The following is a 17,330-nucleotide window of genomic DNA, read 5'->3' as shown; positions in this document are numbered from 1 at the left end:
CCCTCCGGTTTTATAGTAGTCATATTTTATAGTAAAGTCACCATTTCTGTAAACGTATTTGATAGGATCAGGCAAAAACTTGATAGGAATCAGATAACAATCATGCTTTTCATCTTTCACACTATAATTACGCACATGTAATAAAGATGAAGGAGCGGGTAAAGCATGATTGAAAAACAATACCGTGTTGTATCGAGTACTGGAATGGCTCGCCCGGCAGGTGTGCTGGTCAGTGTGTCGAACGAATATGCATCCAGCTTGATTCTTGAATATGAAGGGCGTTCGATTGAAATCAATGCTTCTCCCGAGTCCATGATGGAAGTGATGTCCATGGGAATCAAACCTTCTTCCCGTTTTCAACTCCGAGTGGAAGGAGCCGATGAGCAGAAGGCTTTTCAATCGATAGAAGAATATTTCAGCAGAATGAATATCGTTCATTAATTTTATGAATCAGAACATGAACAGGTTTTGGTTTTTTGGTCGAAAGGTAGTTACTTAATCAGCTTAAAATGTTTAAAAATAGATTCAACGGAACGGATCGATAGATAAATCTGCGCCGAGTCTTCCTTTTTGATAAAATAGAAGGAAAACAGATGACAGGGCGGGATCGGTATGGATGACAAACATCTTCATGAAATGAAGAACGCTTTGGCACAGATTCAGATAGATATCGAGGACGCGGAAAAGAAAAAAAGGCAGAAGATATGGAAGCAGGCGGCGGTTTATCCTTGTTCGCTGCATGACGCACTTCAGGGGATGACGAAACAGCAGATGGATGATATCCGTTCGGAACTGCAGTTGAAAAATATCAGCGGATTGAAGAAAGCGGAACTGGTTGAGGCACTGGCCGACCGTATTCCACATGCGCTTTTGGAGCAGCTCAAGCTGATGGGCAGAAAGCAGTATGAGCGGCTGCAGATTCTTGACCGGAACGGTGTAATGGAGGCCGGGGGGATCTCTTTTTCCGCCATTTCAGCTCTCTTGAAAAGAGGGTTAGCGTTTCCGGCGCTTAAGGACGGGAAGCCGGTGCTGATCATGCCGGACGAGATTCGGGCGGTGTTTAGAGAGCATGATACAGAGGCACTGCAGAAACAGGTGGGTCTGAATGATGAGATCATCCACCATGCTTTTTTATTATGGTGTACTGCATTTATTCGATGTGCCGGAAGCGGTGAATGCGTATCTGGATGAGGACGAGCAGATGGGGGATTATGAGTACTTCAAACTCATCTGGAAAGCAGTGAATGAGGACAATATGCTGGTACTCACCGGTGAGATTCTGGCTGACATTGAGGTGTCTGATCCCTATGGATTAAAGGACGAACACGAGGTGCGCACAGAGCTTCCGTATTATCCGTTCAGCAAACAGCAGCTGCTGCAGGCCGGGATCGAGGGCGAAAACACATTAACACCCACGGCTGCGGATTTCCAGGACTTTTTAAAAGAGCATTATGAGCTTGACATCATGGAAGTCGATGACATTACTCAACATATGGAGATGATGATCAACGATGACATACCGATGGAGGAACTGATAGAACAGTTTCAGCAATGGTGTGAAATCCCCTCGGATGACGTTCGGAAAGTTGTCGGTGATCAGCTCGTCCATCTCAGCAATAACACCCGCCAGTGGGTGCTGAAAGGACATACGCCGAACGAAGTGATGGAGCGGGAGCGCGGCAGTAATGTTATCCCGTTTCCAGGCGGTAAGCGGATTGGACGGAATGAACGGTGCCCATGCGGAAGTGGAAAAAAATACAAAAAGTGTTGTGGCCGGTAGTTTTCCCGGGAAATAAGGAGGCAGCAACGATGCATTTGTTCGATATCGAAGACGTGATCGATGAGGACATGTTTTCCCGCGGCATGATGTATATCGCCGAGGATGAGGTGACAAAAATCCAGGAGCCTTACACGAATCATTTTGTGGTAGAAATAGCCGGGACTGTAAGCGTGGATGTTGTGTTGGACGAGGCACTAGAGGTGGTGCGCACGTTCTGCGACTGCCTGGAAAACACCGGGTACTGCGAACATACCGCCGCGGCGCTGATGGCGCTCGGGGAGGAGAAAGAAGACGAGGAGCCGGTACCGGATTTGGCTGGACCGGATATGGAGACGGCGCTCGCGTCTCTCGATCAGAACGATTTGATGAATCTGGTGCGGGAGGCCGCCTCCGAAAACCCGGAGATCAAAAACCGGGTGTTCACCCTTTTTCACCAAACAAAAGATCCCGCCGCATCAGCCCGGAAACGTGTACAAGGCCATATGGAACCGCAGAAAAAAGACGGGGTCATCGCGCTGCAGGATGTGCAGCAGGCGCTGGAAGGAGCGCATCAAGTGCTTGAAAACGTGGAGGAACATGTGGCAGAGGGACGACCGGAAGAAGCGGTGCAGCAGGCATTGGTCGTACTTGCTGAAGTCATCGATGTCCTCGACAGCATCGATGAAACAGCCGCAGAACCGGCAGTCGTTATCGAGAACAGCCTCGAACTTCTGAAACAGGCTGCGGCCGCCGGCTCCATCATGCTGGCTGAAGACGCGCAGCAGCGGATATATGATGCTGTCACCAGCGAAGCCGGACATCTGCGCTATGAAGGAAAAGACACCTGGCACGCCGCGCTGCTTGAGACACGCATTTACGTGAGTGATGAGTCATAAAACGGGAGAATCGATAGAGAAACCTTCCGGATCGATAGAGAAAACTGCAGAATCGATGCAGAAATTTCTGTTTCCCGTTTGAATCGAGAGATAAATAACCGGATCGATGCAGAAACGGCGGGAATCGATAGATAAATGCAACCGGTTGATAAACAAACAGGGAGAAGGGAAGCAGAAACGCAGGGATATTGTTTTCGTTCATGCCTTTTCCCAACCGAATCGAAAATAGGTTACATTGATGCATAAATTTAGAGAATCAATAAAAAAAACGCTGCATCAAACGGCAGCGGTTTCTATTTACGCTTTATTTGTCTTTTAACCGAAGAATTTCTTCAGTGGGGAGTCCTGTGATTTCAGCGATCAATCAATATCCATGTCTTTTTTCAGCATGGCCGACGCCGTTTCGATTTTGTTTATTTCTTTTCCCTGCTTTTTTCCTTGTTCCAACCCTTTATCCAGCCCTTCTTTTTCATAGGACACCATAATCTCCATTATTTTGTCTCCTTCCGGCTTTTCCATCGTTTTCACCTCTTCTTTTAGTAATTTTTCCTCGGACGAAGTTAGTTTTAAATAAGTTTCATAAAAAAACAGGCAAATGTGTAAAACAGGCTGGGGAGGACCGTTCGGCGCCCTCACCGAATGTGGCATTTACAGTCGAAATCCGTTTATTCAAATTGCTATGCTGTTCTCATTATACCCCATTATCAAAAGTCATGCAGCGGTCAGTGGCTTATAGAAGTGATAGAGAACGGATCGGTTTCCATATTTCAAAATCTGCATAAGAATTTTCTTGTTTTGAAACTTTTGCCCCGCTGAAATTTCTCTAATTGGTGAAAGGGGGGAGAGAAGAGATGAATCTTGATATAGGATTGGTTCAACAAGCCATGAATGGAGAGGAAGAAGCTTTTGAAAGTCTGCTTCAATCCGAAAGTGAAAAACTGTATTTTATTGCAATGTCTTATGTACAAAACAAGGATGATGCCCTCGATGCTATTCAAGAGGCAACATGCCAGGCATTTTTGTCTATTCATCAGTTGAAAAAACCTGAGTTCTTTTCTACGTGGCTCGTGAGGATTCTTATCCGGGAATGCTATAAAATTTTAAAGAAAGCGCAGAAAACACTTCCCTTTGAGGAAGAAAAGTTTGAAGAGAGGATGGCTGACTCCTTTAAGGGAACAACCAGGCGGGAAGCACGCCTTGCCGAAGCGGTGGATAAGCTCGAACATTCCCAGCAAACGGCAATTTTACTGTTTTATTACCATGACCTCCCGATCAAACAAATTGCAGAAGTGATGGAGAAACCGGAGGGAACGGTGAAAACGTACTTACGCAGAGGGAAGGACAGGCTGAAAAAACAAATAGAAAGGGGAGAATGCAGAAATGAAGAATGGGCCTGATAAGCATAATGAAATGGACTTTCCTAAAGAGGAAGTATTTGCAGCTATTTCTAAAGGAATGCAGGAAGGAAAAAGCAGAAAGGAAAACAAGCAGAACACAACTATAGAGAAGCCTCCCATGTCGAAAACGGTGAAGGGTAAAATACTGTACATGGCGGGCGCAGCAGCTGTTTTTATTACTTTATTTATGGGAACTGCATATTTTTCCCCGGCGTTTGCGAGTGCCGTTTCAAATATCCCGTTTGTCGGTTCTATCTTTAGTGATAACGGGAGAACAGGCTTGGAACAGGCCAGCGAGAAGGAGTTAACAAATGCGATTGGTGAAACCCAGACCATTGATGGGACAACTATTACAATTAAGGAAGTATTGTATGATAACTCACGATTGACGATTAGTTATTTTCTAGAGTCCGAGGATGCTATTGGGGAACACTACTTTTCAGGAGATTCTTTCCGATATAAAATAAACGGAGAATTTCCGGACGGCAGTTCCGGCGGTCACCAGGCCACAACTCTTTCACCAACCTCACGAACAGGGATAATGGAGTTTAATATAGGAAATGAAGCTCCTGATCAATTTAACTTTGAGCTATTCATGGAAGCAGATAATGGGAAAGAATGGGAATTTTCTTTTCCTGTAGAAACGATAGAAGGCTTAAAGACATTCGCGGTCAATCATAACCAAACAACGGGAAACATTGATTTACATGTTTCCGATATGTCGATCAGTCCATCTGGTATCAGTTTGAATTATAAAACAGTTTCACCGGCACCCGAAAGTGGTCGAATCGGACGCATCCCGGCACAGTACCTTGAATTTCGTATAACTGATAGGAATGGAGAAGAAGTCACCTCGTATTCGGGCGGAAGCTCAGGAACAAAGAAAAATGGCAACATTTATTCAACAGGTAATAAGTTATTTGATCCCATTGGAGAAAATGTTCAACAATTAACGATAACACCCTACCTTAAGTTACCGAGTGATGGAGGAGGGGTAAAAATGGAGCAATCTGGAAGTAAAACTACGTTAAATGGAGATATCAGCGAACTTAAAAATGTAGAGTTTGCCCCGTTCACGGTGGAAGTACCTTAGAAGATCGCACCCTGATTGTTGCTCTAACAATTGGGGTGCGTGTTGTATATATTACGGGGAAAAATTGTATGGAGGCGTCGAAATGAACGGGAACTAAGGGCAATTGTTACTTGAAAAAAGACGCTGTGCAAGACAACGGCTTTCCATGCTTCATTTTTATTTGTCTTTTAACCGAAGAATTTCTTCGGTGGGGAGTCCTGTGATTTCAGCGATCAAATCAATATCCATGTCTTTTTTCAGCATGGCCGACGCCGTTTCCATTTGTTTTATTTCTTTCCCCTGCTCTATCCCCTCTTTCTTTCCTTTTTCTTTTCCCTCTTTTTTTCCCTGCTTCCAGCCTTTCTCCATCCCCTTTTTCTCATAAGAGACCATGATTTCCATCACTTTGTCGCTTTCCTGCTTTTCCATCGCTTTCACCTCTTCCCTTAATGTTTCTTCCTCGGACGGGGTCAGGGTTAAATAAGTCTCAAAAAAACCGGTCAACAACGTAAATTTTGCACGATCTATATTCATACGGACCATCATACGCAGAAATTCTTTCTTAACCTGTACTCTCTCTTTTTCATTATACCCCATTTTGGAAAGCAATGCGCGTTGGAGAATGCAGGTCCCCCCTGTTCGGGAAAGCAAGCACCATTTCCTTGCTGCCATCGAAGCGTTATGTGGGAGAATCAATCGAGAAATCATGAGAATCGATAGATAAAACCGCAGCATCGATGCAGAAATCTTCATTTTCTGCTTGAATCGATAGAGAAATGCACCAATCAATCGAGAAATCACGAGAATTGATAGAGAAGCCTACCTTCTTTACCAAAAAAAAGAAAGGAGCCGGCGCCCCTTTCTTCCTTATTGATACACTTCGGTCATCCATTCGACGATTCCTTTACCCTGTTCCATGCGGAGATCCTCGACGTTGTGGTGGCCGATGATATCTCCGTCCTTGATCGCGATGACGTCATCGAGAATGCCTTCGATTTCCTTTATTTCGTGGGTCGTGATAAGCACGACCTGGTTTTCGATGTCGATAAAGGAAATCAGGCTTTTCACGATGGAATCGCGCACCATCGGGTCGAGCCCGGAGAGCGGTTCATCCATAAGAAGTACCGGTACGTTTCTCGATAGTGTGAGCACGATTTTCAGGCGGCCGCGGTTTCCTTTGGAGAGCGTTTTGACTTTGCTCGTGCGCTCCAGGTTCATGAACGAAAGCATTTCATCGGCTTTTTTCGTGTCAAAGTCCGGAAACTGCGAGGCGTGAAAATCAATCATGCCGCCGACCGTGAAAAAGGGGTAATAGTCGTCAAGTTCGGACAGGTAGGCGACCCGGTCCGCGATCCGGCGCGTGGCTTTTTTTCCATCGACGTTGACGTGCCCTCTTGTCGGATGGTTCAGCCCGGCAATCAGTTTCAGTGTCGTCGATTTTCCGCTTCCGTTTTCTCCGACAAGTCCGATGATTTTACCTGGTTCCAGCGTCAGGTCTACTGCGTCGAGCGCTTTTTTTCCGTGGTATCGTTTGGTTACTCCCTGCAATTCAATCATGATTCGTTCTCCCCCTCTAAAAACTGCTGGATTCCGTGTTGAATCTCCTGCGGTTCATAGCCCATATCCTCCATCACGCGGACGAAGGAGGCTATTTCTTCTCTTTTCAGACGCTCCCGCATTGACTGGAGGATGTCCGGATCCTCCGTCACAAACGTTCCCTGTCCTCTCCGACTTTCCACGATTTCTGATCCCTCCAGTATTTGATACGTCCGCTGTACCGTGTTTGGATTGACATTCGACTGTATGCCCATCTCACGGACCGACGGCAGTTTCTCGCCCGGTTGTAATTCACCGCGTAGAATCTGACGATTGATCCGGTCCGCGAGCTGCATGTAAATCGGCGTATTCGATTCGAATTCCTGACTCATGGGCTACACCTCAACTTTTCGATCCAGTATCCAGACCGACAACAGAAACAGCCCGATCGTGAAAAGTACATTAAACAGATAGGCTCCGGCATACACATCCGGTATTTCGGCGTACTGCTGGAGCTGTTGATCAAGCCAGAACAACACTCCGGTCACATCAATTTCTCCCCACTGCGTAATCATGGCGTAGAATGATGATTCGGTAAACCAGCCGAAAACGGTAAGAAGCACGATAGCGGTAACCACTGTCAAACATACACTCAGAATGGTTGACATGGAATTTTTCATCAGCAGAAAAATCATCCAGAAAAAGATAATGCCTACACTCATGCTGATCGAAAGAAGCAGGATATGAATGCTGATAATCATGACCATACTAAACCAGAAATCCCACCCTGCCTGCGTCACCTCCGCCTGGGACTGAGGTGCGGTGATAAGAATTACCAGCAGGAGAAGGTCCATCGTGATGAACTGATAGATGACGCCGGACGTTAACTTTGCAAGCAACAGCCGCAGCCCGGATCCCGGGTGGTGCAGCCATAGATGCAGCCGCTTCGTATCCGACGTAAAACTGACAATAAAATAGAAGCTGAGATACAACGTCATTCCGATCAACGCTGATGTACTGAAAATGAGCAGCGTTTCGATGAAATAACCATGGCGTTCCCCAATGAATGCTGTGACACCCCCAATGAATAAAAGGGCTCCCAGCACAATCCAGAATGCAGGTACTCCAATCCGGCACTCTTTTCTCAATAAACTCCTCCAAGCCTGCATGTTTCTTCTCTCCTTTTCCCTTGTATTAGTGTACTAGTTAAATAGTACACTAAGACGTAAATACAGTCAATACATGCAGATACTATTTTTTGGATAGGAAATGGAAGGGTGGGAAACAAGGATTGATTTGGAGGGAAGGAGAGCGGCTTACAGAGGGTTCCGGTTTTGCACCCGGCTCACTCCGTAAGCCGCCATAAAGATGAGAAAGATTAATACAAAAGAATACAGATAATTCCAGTTAATAAGCTGATAAATGCCCATGGCACTCAACACCGGCAGTCCGGCAAAAGCGATTAGCGCGGACAGGACAAGACCTTTCACGATAATGGATACCGTGGGAAAGAGTTGTATCGCAAATATGACGAGAACCGGGATAAACAGAAAATCCCAAGGAATATAATTTGGAATCAGAGGAATGACATCGTAGTGGTAATCAAACAGCCCGAGAAAATGCCCCGCCGTATCGAGCGTGGCGGCACAGATGGCCGTCGTGAATCCCGCCAGCAGCAGTTCCATCCTGTCTGAACGGTCATGAAACCACCACCATGCAGCGATGGAGAGAATGGAAACGATGACACCGAACCACCAGTGCCAGTCCAGAAAGACAAACTCGTTCCACAGATCCAGTTTATATTCCTGTATCTTCACCAGCTGCTGATTTATTTCCCTTGATAATTCCGGGTACTGCTTCAATGTTATCCCTGCTTCCTCATTCAAATGGTCTAACACTTAGCATGAGCCTGGATCAGGTATTTATGCACCGGTATTCTATTCCGCTGGTGCCTCCTTTAGTTGTGACAGGCAGCAAATTCCATGTATAATGTACGAAACAACGCAGATCATTGCAATGAATGAGGAGTGTGACATATGACTCGCATTGTTAAATCGGAGTCTCTCCATATGCAGACGTACCATATTATGAAAAACTCGATTCTGGAGGGAGAGTACAAACCGGATGAGCGGTTGGTAGAAGCTAAAATCGCAGAGAATATCGGGGTGAGCCGGGGAACCGTCAGGGAAGCGATACGTATGCTCGTGCAGGATGGACTTCTTATCTACAATGAAGGACAGGTGCGTGTATATAATCCTGCTGTCGAGGATATTGTTGAAATTTTTCAATGCCGTGAAAGCCTGGAGGAACTGGCTGTACGTCTTGCTGTGAAAAATATTTCAACGGAAGAACTGAACGGTCTTGATGAAAATATTCAAAAAGTGAAAGAAAAAGTAAACCATAACTCGAATGCTGAATTGGGCGAACTGGATCAGGAATTTCATAATACAGTGATTGCTTCCTCTAAAAATAAGCAGTTAATCGAATTAATGGATACCATAAAAACAAAGATCATGTATATGCGTAACACGATGACGGGCAACGATTACCTTCCGCCTTTTATCAATGATCATGAACGCATTTACAATGCATTATGGAACAGAAATGAAGAAGAAGCAGTGGATGAAATGAGAGCCCATATTAATAGAGGTTTGGACGGGGTTTTGTCCCATATCAATAATAAATTATCTTGACCTGAAAAAAGAGGTTAAGATTTTTTATGACTCTTTTTAGTTAACAGTTAACAGTTGACTGAAAACGCGGCAGGTGATACTCTATAATCAAATTACAGAAAGGATGGATAAAATGAAGGCTGAATTAAGTTATCCGGAACCACCGACATTCAAGACCTATGAAGAAGAGAGAAGACATTGCAAAGAACGGCTGGCTTCTGCATTCCGATTATTCTCAAAATTCGGATTTGATAATGGGCTGGCAGGTCATATTACCGTTCGGGATCCGGAGGAGCCGGAACTATTCTGGGTCAATAAATTTGGAATGCATTTCAGTCAAATCTCTGTATCCGACCTGGTGCTTGTTAATGAACAGGGAGACGTTATAGAGGGAAACGGGATTGTGAACGGAGCAGCTCTTGTTATTCATTCCCAAATTCATCAGGCACGCCCGGATGTGAATGCGGTTGCACATACACATTCTACTTACGGCATGGCGTGGGCTTCGCTGGCACGAAAGCTGGACCCGATATCCCAGGATGCATGCGCATTTTATGAGGATCACGATGTATTCGGCAAATACAACGGAGTCGTATTGGATTATAATGAAGGGGAGCAGCTTTCTCACACACTCGGGGATAAAAAAGGATTGATTCTCGCTAATCACGGCCTGCTTACCGTTGGAAAATCAGTAGATGAAACAGCGTGGTGGTTTATTTCAATGGAACGGTGCTGCCAGGCACAAATCATGGCGGAGTCGGTGGGAACCCCGCAGTTGATAGATGAAGCAACAGCGAAAGATACCTGCGAAAAGGTAGGCTCCTCCCAAAACGGATGGTACTGTTATCAGCCTTTATGGGATCGTATTAAGCGGGAGCAGCCTGATTTGCTCGATTAAGTCATTTTTTGAAAACGGATACAATGGAGGGGGAGCCTATGTTTAAATCCGGTAACGAAAGACAAAAGCAGATATATGACCATATGTTTCAACGGGAGACCAAGAGATATCCGGTATCGTATGAAGAATGGGAAAAAGAAGCCCGACTTACATTGGAAGATGGGCCGTTTGATTATGTAGCGGGGGGAGCAGGTACTGAACAAACGGTACATGCCAACTGTAGATCTTTTGAAAAATGGCACATTGTACCGAAAATGCTCCGTGATGTATCAAACCGGGATATCAGTGTATCCTTATTTAACGAGACACTTCAAGTCCCTTTTCTGCTCGCTCCTATCGGGGTTCAATCGATTTTACATCCAGAAGGGGATACAGCGACAGCCAAAGCTGCGTCCAGGTTGAATGTTCCTTTTGTTACAAGCACTTTATCCTCCAATTCGATGGAGGCTGTAGCAGCTGTCTCAGAGAATTCACCTAAATGGTTTCAGTTGTACTGGAATGAAGATCATGATATAAATGTCAGCCTGGTGAAAAGAGCAGAAAAAGCGGGGTACTCCGCGATTGTTGTCACTCTCGATACGACGCTGGTTGCCTGGAGGGAAAGAGATCTTTCCAATGCTTATCTTCCGTTTCTAATGGGAGAAGGGCTGGGCAATTATTTGAGTGACCCGGTGTTTCGGGCAAGGCTGGAACAAGCGCCTGAAGAGAATATGGAAGAAGCGGTTCAGGAATGGCTCCGGATCTTCGGAGATACCAGTGTGACATGGAACGATATTGCTGCTCTTCGTGAAGAGACGCATCTGCCAATATTGGTAAAAGGAATTCTTGATGTGGAAGACGCGGAAAAAGCTGTGCATACGGGTGTGGATGGTATTATCGTATCCAACCATGGCGGCCGGCAGGTGGATGGCGCCGTGGCAGCCATTGATGCACTGCCCGGAATTGCTGAAGCTGTCCCTGAAGAGATGCCTGTGCTGATGGACAGCGGAATACGAAGAGGATCCGATGTTTTGAAAGCGATATCATTAGGAGCGGATGCCGTACTGTTAGGAAGACCGTTTGTTTATGGTCTTGCCGCGGGCGGGGAAGAAGGAGTGGATCAGGTCATTCGGAATCTAACCGCAGACATTGATTTAACATTGGCTCTTTCAGGTCGAACATCCATAGACGGTTTGGATCGATCCTTATTGTATGAATGTAAAAATATATAAAGAAATATATTATTTGGAGGTATATAAATGGAAAATTATCGAGCGACAGTAAAAGGCTCTGCCATTGTTATGCTGATTATTGTTGCCGTTTTAACGGTATGTTTCGTTCATTATGGCGTTGCTCCGCAGATTCCTTTGATCATTGGATCGATGGTGGTTGCCATATACGGAGTGAAGCTTGGTTATACCTGGGCGGATATGGAAAAAAGTATTGTGAAAGTGATATCCCAGGGGATGCCCGCTATTCTCATTCTTAGTTTTGTCGGGACCCTTATCGGTGTCTGGGTGTTAAACGGTACCGTGCAAACCATTACGTTTTATGGATTACAGGTACTTTCACCTTCTGTTTACCTCGTTTCTACTGTCATTATTACATCTATTGTTTCGACGGTCACAGGAACATCTTTTGGATCTATAGGAACTATCGGGGTATCTTTAATGGGAGTTGCGTATGGGATGGGCGTAGACCCGGCGTTAGCTGCGGGCGCTATTGTAAGCGGTGCCATATTCGGCAATAAGCTTTCCCCTCTATCGGATACGACGAACCTGGCGGCAGCTTCCACCAATACAGATGTGTTTGAACATATCCGCCATATGTTGTGGACAACGATTCCGGCGTTTGTTATCGCATTAATTGTATTCGGCTCTATTGACCTATTTTACAGTGGTTCAGCTGATACGGGGGATATTAACGAAATGATGCAGGTGATGCAGTCTGAGTTCCCGATCAGCATGGTAACCCTGTTGTCTCCTTTATTGATACTCGGTTTGGCCGTAAAAGGTGTGAAGCCGCTTCCTTCTCTCGCAAGTGGTCTTATCGTTGCTGCGTTTTCAACCTTTATCACCGTACCGGGAAGTACGATGGGCGATATTATGACAGCTGCACATTCAGGTATCTCGGTGGATACCGGTAATGCTTCTGTTGATGAACTTCTCTCCTTAGGCGGCTTGGAAAGCATGCTGTTTGGAGTATCCCTGATCATTGTGGCGCTGGCGTTCGGAGGACTAATACAGGGAGTGGGGATTGCCCAGGCCTTAATTAAAGGAATGCAGAAAGCTTTAAGAAGCCGGGGGAACACCGTTGCTTCCACACTGGCCTCCGGATTCGGAGTGAACGCCATTACGGGAGAACAGTATTTATCGATTGTACTTCCAGGACAGATGTATGATGAAGCTTACCGCAAACACAACCTTCACCCTAAAAACCTGAGCCGCACACTTGAAGATGGGGGAACGATGTTAAACCCCATTATACCGTGGGGTGTGTCGGGAGCCTTTGTGATGACAACACTTAATGTAGGAATGGATTATGTATTCTTTGTTTTCTTCAGTCTCGCGACGCCTGTCATTGCTCTCTTTTACGCATATACCGGTATTTCATTGACATCACTGGAAGATAGAAGCGAGCCGGAAGAAGAGGAAGAGACAGGCCGTCAAGAGGATGCTGCAGGAGACGTCAGGTATTGAGCTGTGAGGGAAAGGAGCAACTGTTTTGACCTATACGTTTCAGGGATTTTCACGTGCAGATGGAAGTGCCGGCACCAGAAATCATGTAGGAATCATTCCCTCGGTCATATGCTCGAGTGAAGCCGCTCGTGACATTTCAGAGCAGATCCCCAGAGCTGTGGCCATTACCCATTTAAACGGATGCGCGCAGTTGGGAGATGATTTTCACGTAACAAAAGATATTCTGACCGGGGTGGGAGAAAACCCGAATGTGTATGCTTCTCTTTTTGTCGGACTGGGATGTGAACACAATCAAGTCCGGGGAATGCTGGAAAAAGCCCCGGAAGCAAAACAGACAGAAGGAATGACCATTCAGGAACTGGGCGGACATAACAACACGGTAGAAGAAGGTCTGGAGACCGTTGGAAGATGGGCGGCAGAAGCGGGAGCACAAAAGCGGCAGGAGCTCCCGCTTTCTTCTCTCACGATCGGTGTACTGACGGTTGAGCCGGAGGAGGAATCCCTTCGGCAGACTGCGCCGCTGATGGGGAAGGTGGTGGATCATCTGCTGGAGAACCATGTCAATATCATCACGGGGCTTTCAAAAACGTTGGAGCCGGCTGGAAGCAACCTGGCTGATCGAGCGCAGAATACAGAAATGAAAAGAAAACTGGAACTGTTATCAGAAGGCCTCGCCCGGAAGAGCTGGGGGAACGTCGAAGAAAACAGTACAGGAACGGTACCATGGACCGCCGAAGAAATAACCAAAGCGGAGATGGAAGCAGAAATCACCGGAACAAAAAATATCACCAGTTTATTAAATTATGGAGAGGCTACTTCACAGCGAGGCCTGCACCTTATGCGTGTTCCATCCAATATCGTGGAAGCACTGGCTGGTATGGCGGCAGCCGGATGTGCAGCCGCAGTTATCGTGAGCAGCCGCGGGATTTTTACGGGCTCTTCCATTCTTCCTTGTGTGACAGCGGCACCGGGTGATGATTTTACGGATCTGGTTGATTTCGTAGTGAATGCAGAAGCAGAAGAAAATCAGATCTCCCGCTTTATGGAGAAGCTGCTACGGGTCTGCTCTGGAGAAAAAACAAGCGTGGAGGAGCTGGAACTCGGGGAGTTTTCCATTTCCCATACCGGCACGACATTTTAATGAAAAGGCAGATGCTTGATATGAAGGAAAATGAGTTTAATGCGCTGATATTGGATGAAAGAGATAATATCGTTGTTTTGACGAAGGATGTAAAAGAAGGGGACGTGCTCTATTCATCAAATCATACAAAAATGGTGGAAGTCCGCGATGCTGTTCCCAAAGGGCATAAAGCTGCGGCAGTATTTATTCCAAAAGGGAAAAGCATCATCAAGTACGGGGAAAGTTCCGGCATCGCAACAAAAGATATTGAGCCCGGGTCTCATGTTCATACGGATAACGTGAGGGGATTAAGCGAAGAAGAGCGCCAGGCGCTGCGATTGTCCATGAACGGGGAGGAATACAGATGACAGAAACGTTCCAGGGATTCCGCAGAACAGACGGAACGATTGGCGTAAGAAATCTGGTCATTGTCATGAATACAGACGCAGAGTTAGCGGGTCTGGCAAAAAAAATGGCGGATCTGGTTTCCGGTGTCATTCCGGTGACACACCAGACAGGCAAAACCCATTCGGAAGAAGACCGGGAGCAGGTACGACGGACGTTAAAAGGAACGGCAGGCCATCCCAACGTCAGTGCCGCCCTTTTTATAGGGTTTGGAGAGAATGACGAGGCAGCGTCTATGGTTGATGAACTTCGTGAGGAAGGCCGGAACGTCCATCTTATGACGTTAACGAAAAACAATCCCGTCGCATCTGTCATGAAACAGGGAAAAGAATGGCTCACCGAAGCCGTGGAGGGCAGTCTTCTTGAAAAACGTGAAAAGGCGGATATCAGGGAATTAATGATTGGAATGGAGTGTGGAGGATCTGATGCATGGTCCGGTGTGACAGCGAACCCTTCCATTGGATCTTTTTCCGATTCCCATGTTCACCGTGGAGGAACGACCATTCTTGCAGAAACGCCGGAAGCGATAGGAGCCGAACATATATTAGCAAAACGGGCCGTCAATGAAGAAGTGAGCAGAGCATTTTTAGATCTTGTTGGAAATTATGAAAAACGGGCTGAAAATATAGGAGAAGATATCCGATCCGCCAACCCTTCTCCGGGAAATATTAAAAGTGGATTAAGTACGCTGGAAGAAAAATCGCTGGGCTGCATCAAAAAAGGGGGGACATCGCCTTTAAAAGAGGTAGTCAAGTATGCACAGCAGCCGCAGGAACAGGGATTTATCTTTATGGATACGCCGGGGTACGATGTGGAATCTGTGGCAGGTCTTGCAGCAGGTGGGGCACAGATTGTTTTATTTTCGACCGGGAAAGGGTCTCCTACAGGATCACCGATTGTCCCCGTTGTCAAAATAGGAACGAATCCGGATTTGTACCGGAATATGCCTGAACATATTGATGTGAATGCCGGGAAGATACTGGAGGGGACCTACTCCATTGTTGATATGGGAGAAGAAATCTATCATACACTCATTGATGTCGCAAATAGTGCTGTAACGGCTTCAGAATCTCATAGAAACAGGGAGTTCAGTATTTGGAGAATGGCGGAGACGATGTAGAAAGGAGTATTCGATGTCTTCATTTTATAATAATGGGAATAACCTGCGATCAGACGATACGGAAAGTTCCATCACACGGGCGTTTATGCAGGGAGCCGGATTTTCGGACGAAAAGATGCGGGAGCGCCCTGTTGTAGGTATATGCAACAGCTGGAGTGAATTAAACCCATGTAATCATAACCTCCGGGATGTCGCAGAACGTGTAAAACAAGGGGTCATTGCGGCCGGAGGGGTTCCGGTTGAATTTCCCACGATTTCCGTCCATGAGCAGGTCAACAATCCTTCTTCCTTGTTTTTGCGTAATCTCATGTCGATGGATGTAGAAGAAATGATCAAACACAGTCCCATCGACGGGGTGGTGCTTTTGAACGGCTGTGATAAGACGGTCCCGGCCCAGATTATGGGGGCTGTAAGTGCTGAAAAACCGATGATGTCTCTATCCGCCGGCCCCCGTAACACTTCTGTCTGCGGGGGAGAATCGATGACGATTCACAACCTTTGGGGGAAAAAAGCAGAACGGGAAAAAGGAGAAGTGGATGATGAAGAATGGAGGGAATTCACGAAAAATCTGATCCCAAGCGCCGGAACATGCAATGTCATGGGGACGGCTTCGACAATGGCTGCCATGGTGGAGGCTCTTGGGCTGTCACTGCCTGGAACAGCCTTTCTCCCTGCAACCAGCGGAGCCCGGCTTCGTGCTGCAGAGTCGACCGGGGAGACGGCAGTCCAAATGATAGAAGAAAGGCGGACACCGGATACATATATCACAGAAAAATCATTGGAAAATGCGTATCGAACGGTCTGTGCCCTGGGTGGTTCCACGAATGCCCTCATTCATTTAGAAGCAATAGCAGGACGTATGGGATTACGTATCGGGGTAGAGAGGTTCAGGGAGTGGAATGAAACGACTCCGCAACTTGCCGCGGTTATTCCATCCGGTCCTTATCTGCTGGAATCATTGGATGAAGCCGGTGGAATTCCGGGACTTTTCAGCCAAATGACCTCATTACTGCACCTGGAATGTCCGGTTATCACAGGAGAAACATGGGCGGAGACGATTCAAAAAACGAAAGGAAAGGAGTCTCCGGCTTTGCGTTCCCTGGATCACCCAGTGCAGGAAGGGGGAGGTCTGGCGGTTCTGCAGGGGTCGCTTGCGCCTGGAGGAGCGGTGTTTAAACGCTCTGCTGTTCCGCGGGAATGGTGGCAGCACCGCGGGCCGGCTCTTGTGTTTGAAGGACTGGATGACATGAATGCCCGCATCAATGATCCCGATCTTGATGTAGAACCCGGCAGTGTATTAGTCCTCCGCGGCATGGGGCCGGCAGGCGGCCCGGGTATGCCGGAGTCCGCCAAAATGCCGATACCCAAAAAAATGTGGGATAAAGGGATAAGAAATATGCTCCGCCTTTCGGATGGGCGCATGAGCGGTACGGCCGATGGAGCGGTTGTGCTTCATGTCACCCCGGAAGCTGCAGCAGGCGGGCCGCTTTCCCTGGTCCGGGACGGTGATATGATCGAGCTGGATGCCGTGAACTGCCGGATAGATCTGGATATCGGTCAAAAAGAACTGGAACAGAGAGCAGACGCCAACGCAGCCGAAAAGCAGCCGCCTTTACGGGGATATGAATGGCTGTACCACCACCACGTCACGCAGGCGGATAAAGGAGCAGATTTTGATTTTCTTAGAAAATAACGAGCTTGGGACAAAAGAAGATATAATCAAAAACAATTGAATGTTAGACGGTTTGAATCAGAAAGGCAGCTGTCCAGCGCAGTC

20 protein-coding genes are annotated in these 17,330 nt (G+C 46.8%); 14 read left to right on the top strand and 6 right to left on the bottom strand.

The window, feature by feature from the left end; all coding sequences use genetic code 11:
• The first annotated feature begins 165 nt into the window (after nt 1–165).
• The 4 genes from ACW9JV_RS14175 (at nt 166) to ACW9JV_RS14160 (ending at nt 2,655) form a co-directional block, all read left to right on the top strand.
• Entirely contained in the window at nt 166–441 is a 276-nt protein-coding gene (locus ACW9JV_RS14175; protein WP_457335547.1) for an HPr family phosphocarrier protein, read from the top strand.
• Nucleotides 442–612: 171 nt separating this feature from the next.
• On the top strand, nt 613–1,191 hold the full coding sequence (locus ACW9JV_RS14170; protein WP_457335545.1) for a hypothetical protein: 579 nt from the start codon (nt 613–615) through the stop codon (nt 1,189–1,191).
• Nucleotides 1,106–1,780 (top strand): YecA family protein, encoded by a 675-nt coding sequence (locus ACW9JV_RS14165; protein ID WP_457335543.1) that lies wholly within the window; start codon nt 1,106–1,108, stop codon nt 1,778–1,780. The genes ACW9JV_RS14170 and ACW9JV_RS14165 overlap by 86 nt, the downstream gene beginning before the upstream one ends.
• Before the next feature lie 29 nt (nt 1,781–1,809).
• A complete protein-coding gene (locus ACW9JV_RS14160) occupies nt 1,810–2,655 on the top strand; it encodes an SWIM zinc finger family protein (protein WP_457335542.1) in 846 nt (281 codons plus the stop codon).
• Nucleotides 2,656–3,015: 360 nt separating this feature from the next.
• Here ACW9JV_RS14160 and ACW9JV_RS14155 read toward each other — a convergent pair whose 3' ends face one another.
• Entirely contained in the window at nt 3,016–3,174 is a 159-nt protein-coding gene (locus ACW9JV_RS14155; protein WP_457335540.1) for a hypothetical protein, read from the bottom strand.
• A gap of 332 nt (nt 3,175–3,506) precedes the next feature.
• On the opposite strand from ACW9JV_RS14155, the gene ACW9JV_RS14150 reads away from it, so the two are divergent.
• Both ACW9JV_RS14150 and ACW9JV_RS14145 read left to right on the top strand, forming a co-directional pair.
• Nucleotides 3,507–4,052, top strand: a complete 546-nt coding sequence (locus tag ACW9JV_RS14150) for a sigma-70 family RNA polymerase sigma factor (RefSeq protein ID WP_457335538.1) — start codon at nt 3,507–3,509, stop codon at nt 4,050–4,052.
• Nucleotides 4,036–5,145 (top strand): DUF4179 domain-containing protein, encoded by a 1,110-nt coding sequence (locus tag ACW9JV_RS14145; RefSeq protein ID WP_457335536.1) that lies wholly within the window; start codon nt 4,036–4,038, stop codon nt 5,143–5,145. The genes ACW9JV_RS14150 and ACW9JV_RS14145 overlap by 17 nt, the downstream gene beginning before the upstream one ends.
• 156 nt (nt 5,146–5,301) lie before the next feature.
• On the opposite strand, the gene ACW9JV_RS14140 is transcribed toward ACW9JV_RS14145, so the two are convergent.
• The 5 genes from ACW9JV_RS14140 to ACW9JV_RS14120 all read right to left on the bottom strand — a co-directional run bounded on the left by ACW9JV_RS14140 (nt 5,302) and on the right by ACW9JV_RS14120 (nt 8,522).
• The gene (locus ACW9JV_RS14140; protein ID WP_457335534.1) at nt 5,302–5,658 is read right to left on the bottom strand and encodes a transposase; all 357 of its coding nucleotides are present in this window, start codon (nt 5,656–5,658) and stop codon (nt 5,302–5,304) included.
• Nucleotides 5,659–5,991: 333 nt separating this feature from the next.
• On the bottom strand, nt 5,992–6,681 hold the full coding sequence (locus ACW9JV_RS14135; RefSeq protein ID WP_457335532.1) for an ABC transporter ATP-binding protein: 690 nt from the start codon (nt 6,679–6,681) through the stop codon (nt 5,992–5,994).
• Complete coding sequence (locus ACW9JV_RS14130; RefSeq protein ID WP_457335530.1) at nt 6,678–7,052, bottom strand: GntR family transcriptional regulator; 375 nt, start codon at nt 7,050–7,052, stop codon at nt 6,678–6,680. Before ACW9JV_RS14130 ends, ACW9JV_RS14135 begins: the two co-directional genes overlap by 4 nt.
• A gap of 3 nt (nt 7,053–7,055) precedes the next feature.
• The gene (locus tag ACW9JV_RS14125; RefSeq protein WP_457335528.1) at nt 7,056–7,829 is read right to left on the bottom strand and encodes a hypothetical protein; all 774 of its coding nucleotides are present in this window, start codon (nt 7,827–7,829) and stop codon (nt 7,056–7,058) included.
• 147 nt (nt 7,830–7,976) lie between these two features.
• The gene (locus ACW9JV_RS14120) at nt 7,977–8,522 is read right to left on the bottom strand and encodes a CBO0543 family protein (RefSeq protein ID WP_457335526.1); all 546 of its coding nucleotides are present in this window, start codon (nt 8,520–8,522) and stop codon (nt 7,977–7,979) included.
• Nucleotides 8,523–8,696: 174 nt separating this feature from the next.
• On the opposite strand from ACW9JV_RS14120, the gene ACW9JV_RS14115 reads away from it, so the two are divergent.
• The 8 genes from ACW9JV_RS14115 to ACW9JV_RS14080 all read left to right on the top strand — a co-directional run bounded on the left by ACW9JV_RS14115 (nt 8,697) and on the right by ACW9JV_RS14080 (nt 17,246).
• Complete coding sequence (locus ACW9JV_RS14115; RefSeq protein WP_457335524.1) at nt 8,697–9,353, top strand: GntR family transcriptional regulator; 657 nt, start codon at nt 8,697–8,699, stop codon at nt 9,351–9,353.
• Between the two features lie 103 nt (nt 9,354–9,456).
• The gene (locus ACW9JV_RS14110) at nt 9,457–10,230 is read left to right on the top strand and encodes a class II aldolase/adducin family protein (protein WP_457335522.1); all 774 of its coding nucleotides are present in this window, start codon (nt 9,457–9,459) and stop codon (nt 10,228–10,230) included.
• Between the two features lie 38 nt (nt 10,231–10,268).
• Nucleotides 10,269–11,441 carry an alpha-hydroxy-acid oxidizing protein gene (locus tag ACW9JV_RS14105; RefSeq protein WP_457335520.1) on the top strand — a complete coding sequence of 391 codons (1,173 nt, stop codon included), beginning with the start codon at nt 10,269–10,271 and terminating at the stop codon, nt 11,439–11,441.
• Between the two features lie 27 nt (nt 11,442–11,468).
• A complete protein-coding gene (nhaC, locus tag ACW9JV_RS14100) occupies nt 11,469–12,908 on the top strand; it encodes a Na+/H+ antiporter NhaC (protein WP_457335518.1) in 1,440 nt (479 codons plus the stop codon).
• Nucleotides 12,909–12,933: 25 nt separating this feature from the next.
• Entirely contained in the window at nt 12,934–14,049 is a 1,116-nt protein-coding gene (locus ACW9JV_RS14095) for a UxaA family hydrolase (protein ID WP_457335516.1), read from the top strand.
• Nucleotides 14,049–14,396, top strand: coding sequence for a UxaA family hydrolase (locus tag ACW9JV_RS14090; RefSeq protein ID WP_457335514.1), 348 nt, complete (start codon nt 14,049–14,051; stop codon nt 14,394–14,396). The genes ACW9JV_RS14095 and ACW9JV_RS14090 overlap by 1 nt, the downstream gene beginning before the upstream one ends.
• Nucleotides 14,393–15,553, top strand: coding sequence for a UxaA family hydrolase (locus tag ACW9JV_RS14085; RefSeq protein WP_457335512.1), 1,161 nt, complete (start codon nt 14,393–14,395; stop codon nt 15,551–15,553). The genes ACW9JV_RS14090 and ACW9JV_RS14085 overlap by 4 nt, the downstream gene beginning before the upstream one ends.
• Before the next feature lie 13 nt (nt 15,554–15,566).
• Complete coding sequence (locus ACW9JV_RS14080; protein ID WP_457335511.1) at nt 15,567–17,246, top strand: dihydroxy-acid dehydratase; 1,680 nt, start codon at nt 15,567–15,569, stop codon at nt 17,244–17,246.
• The last annotated feature ends 84 nt before the right edge of the window (nt 17,247–17,330 follow it).

This window comes from Salibacterium sp. K-3, from assembly GCF_054052005.1.
This window is presented reverse-complemented; position numbering and strand designations above follow the sequence as displayed.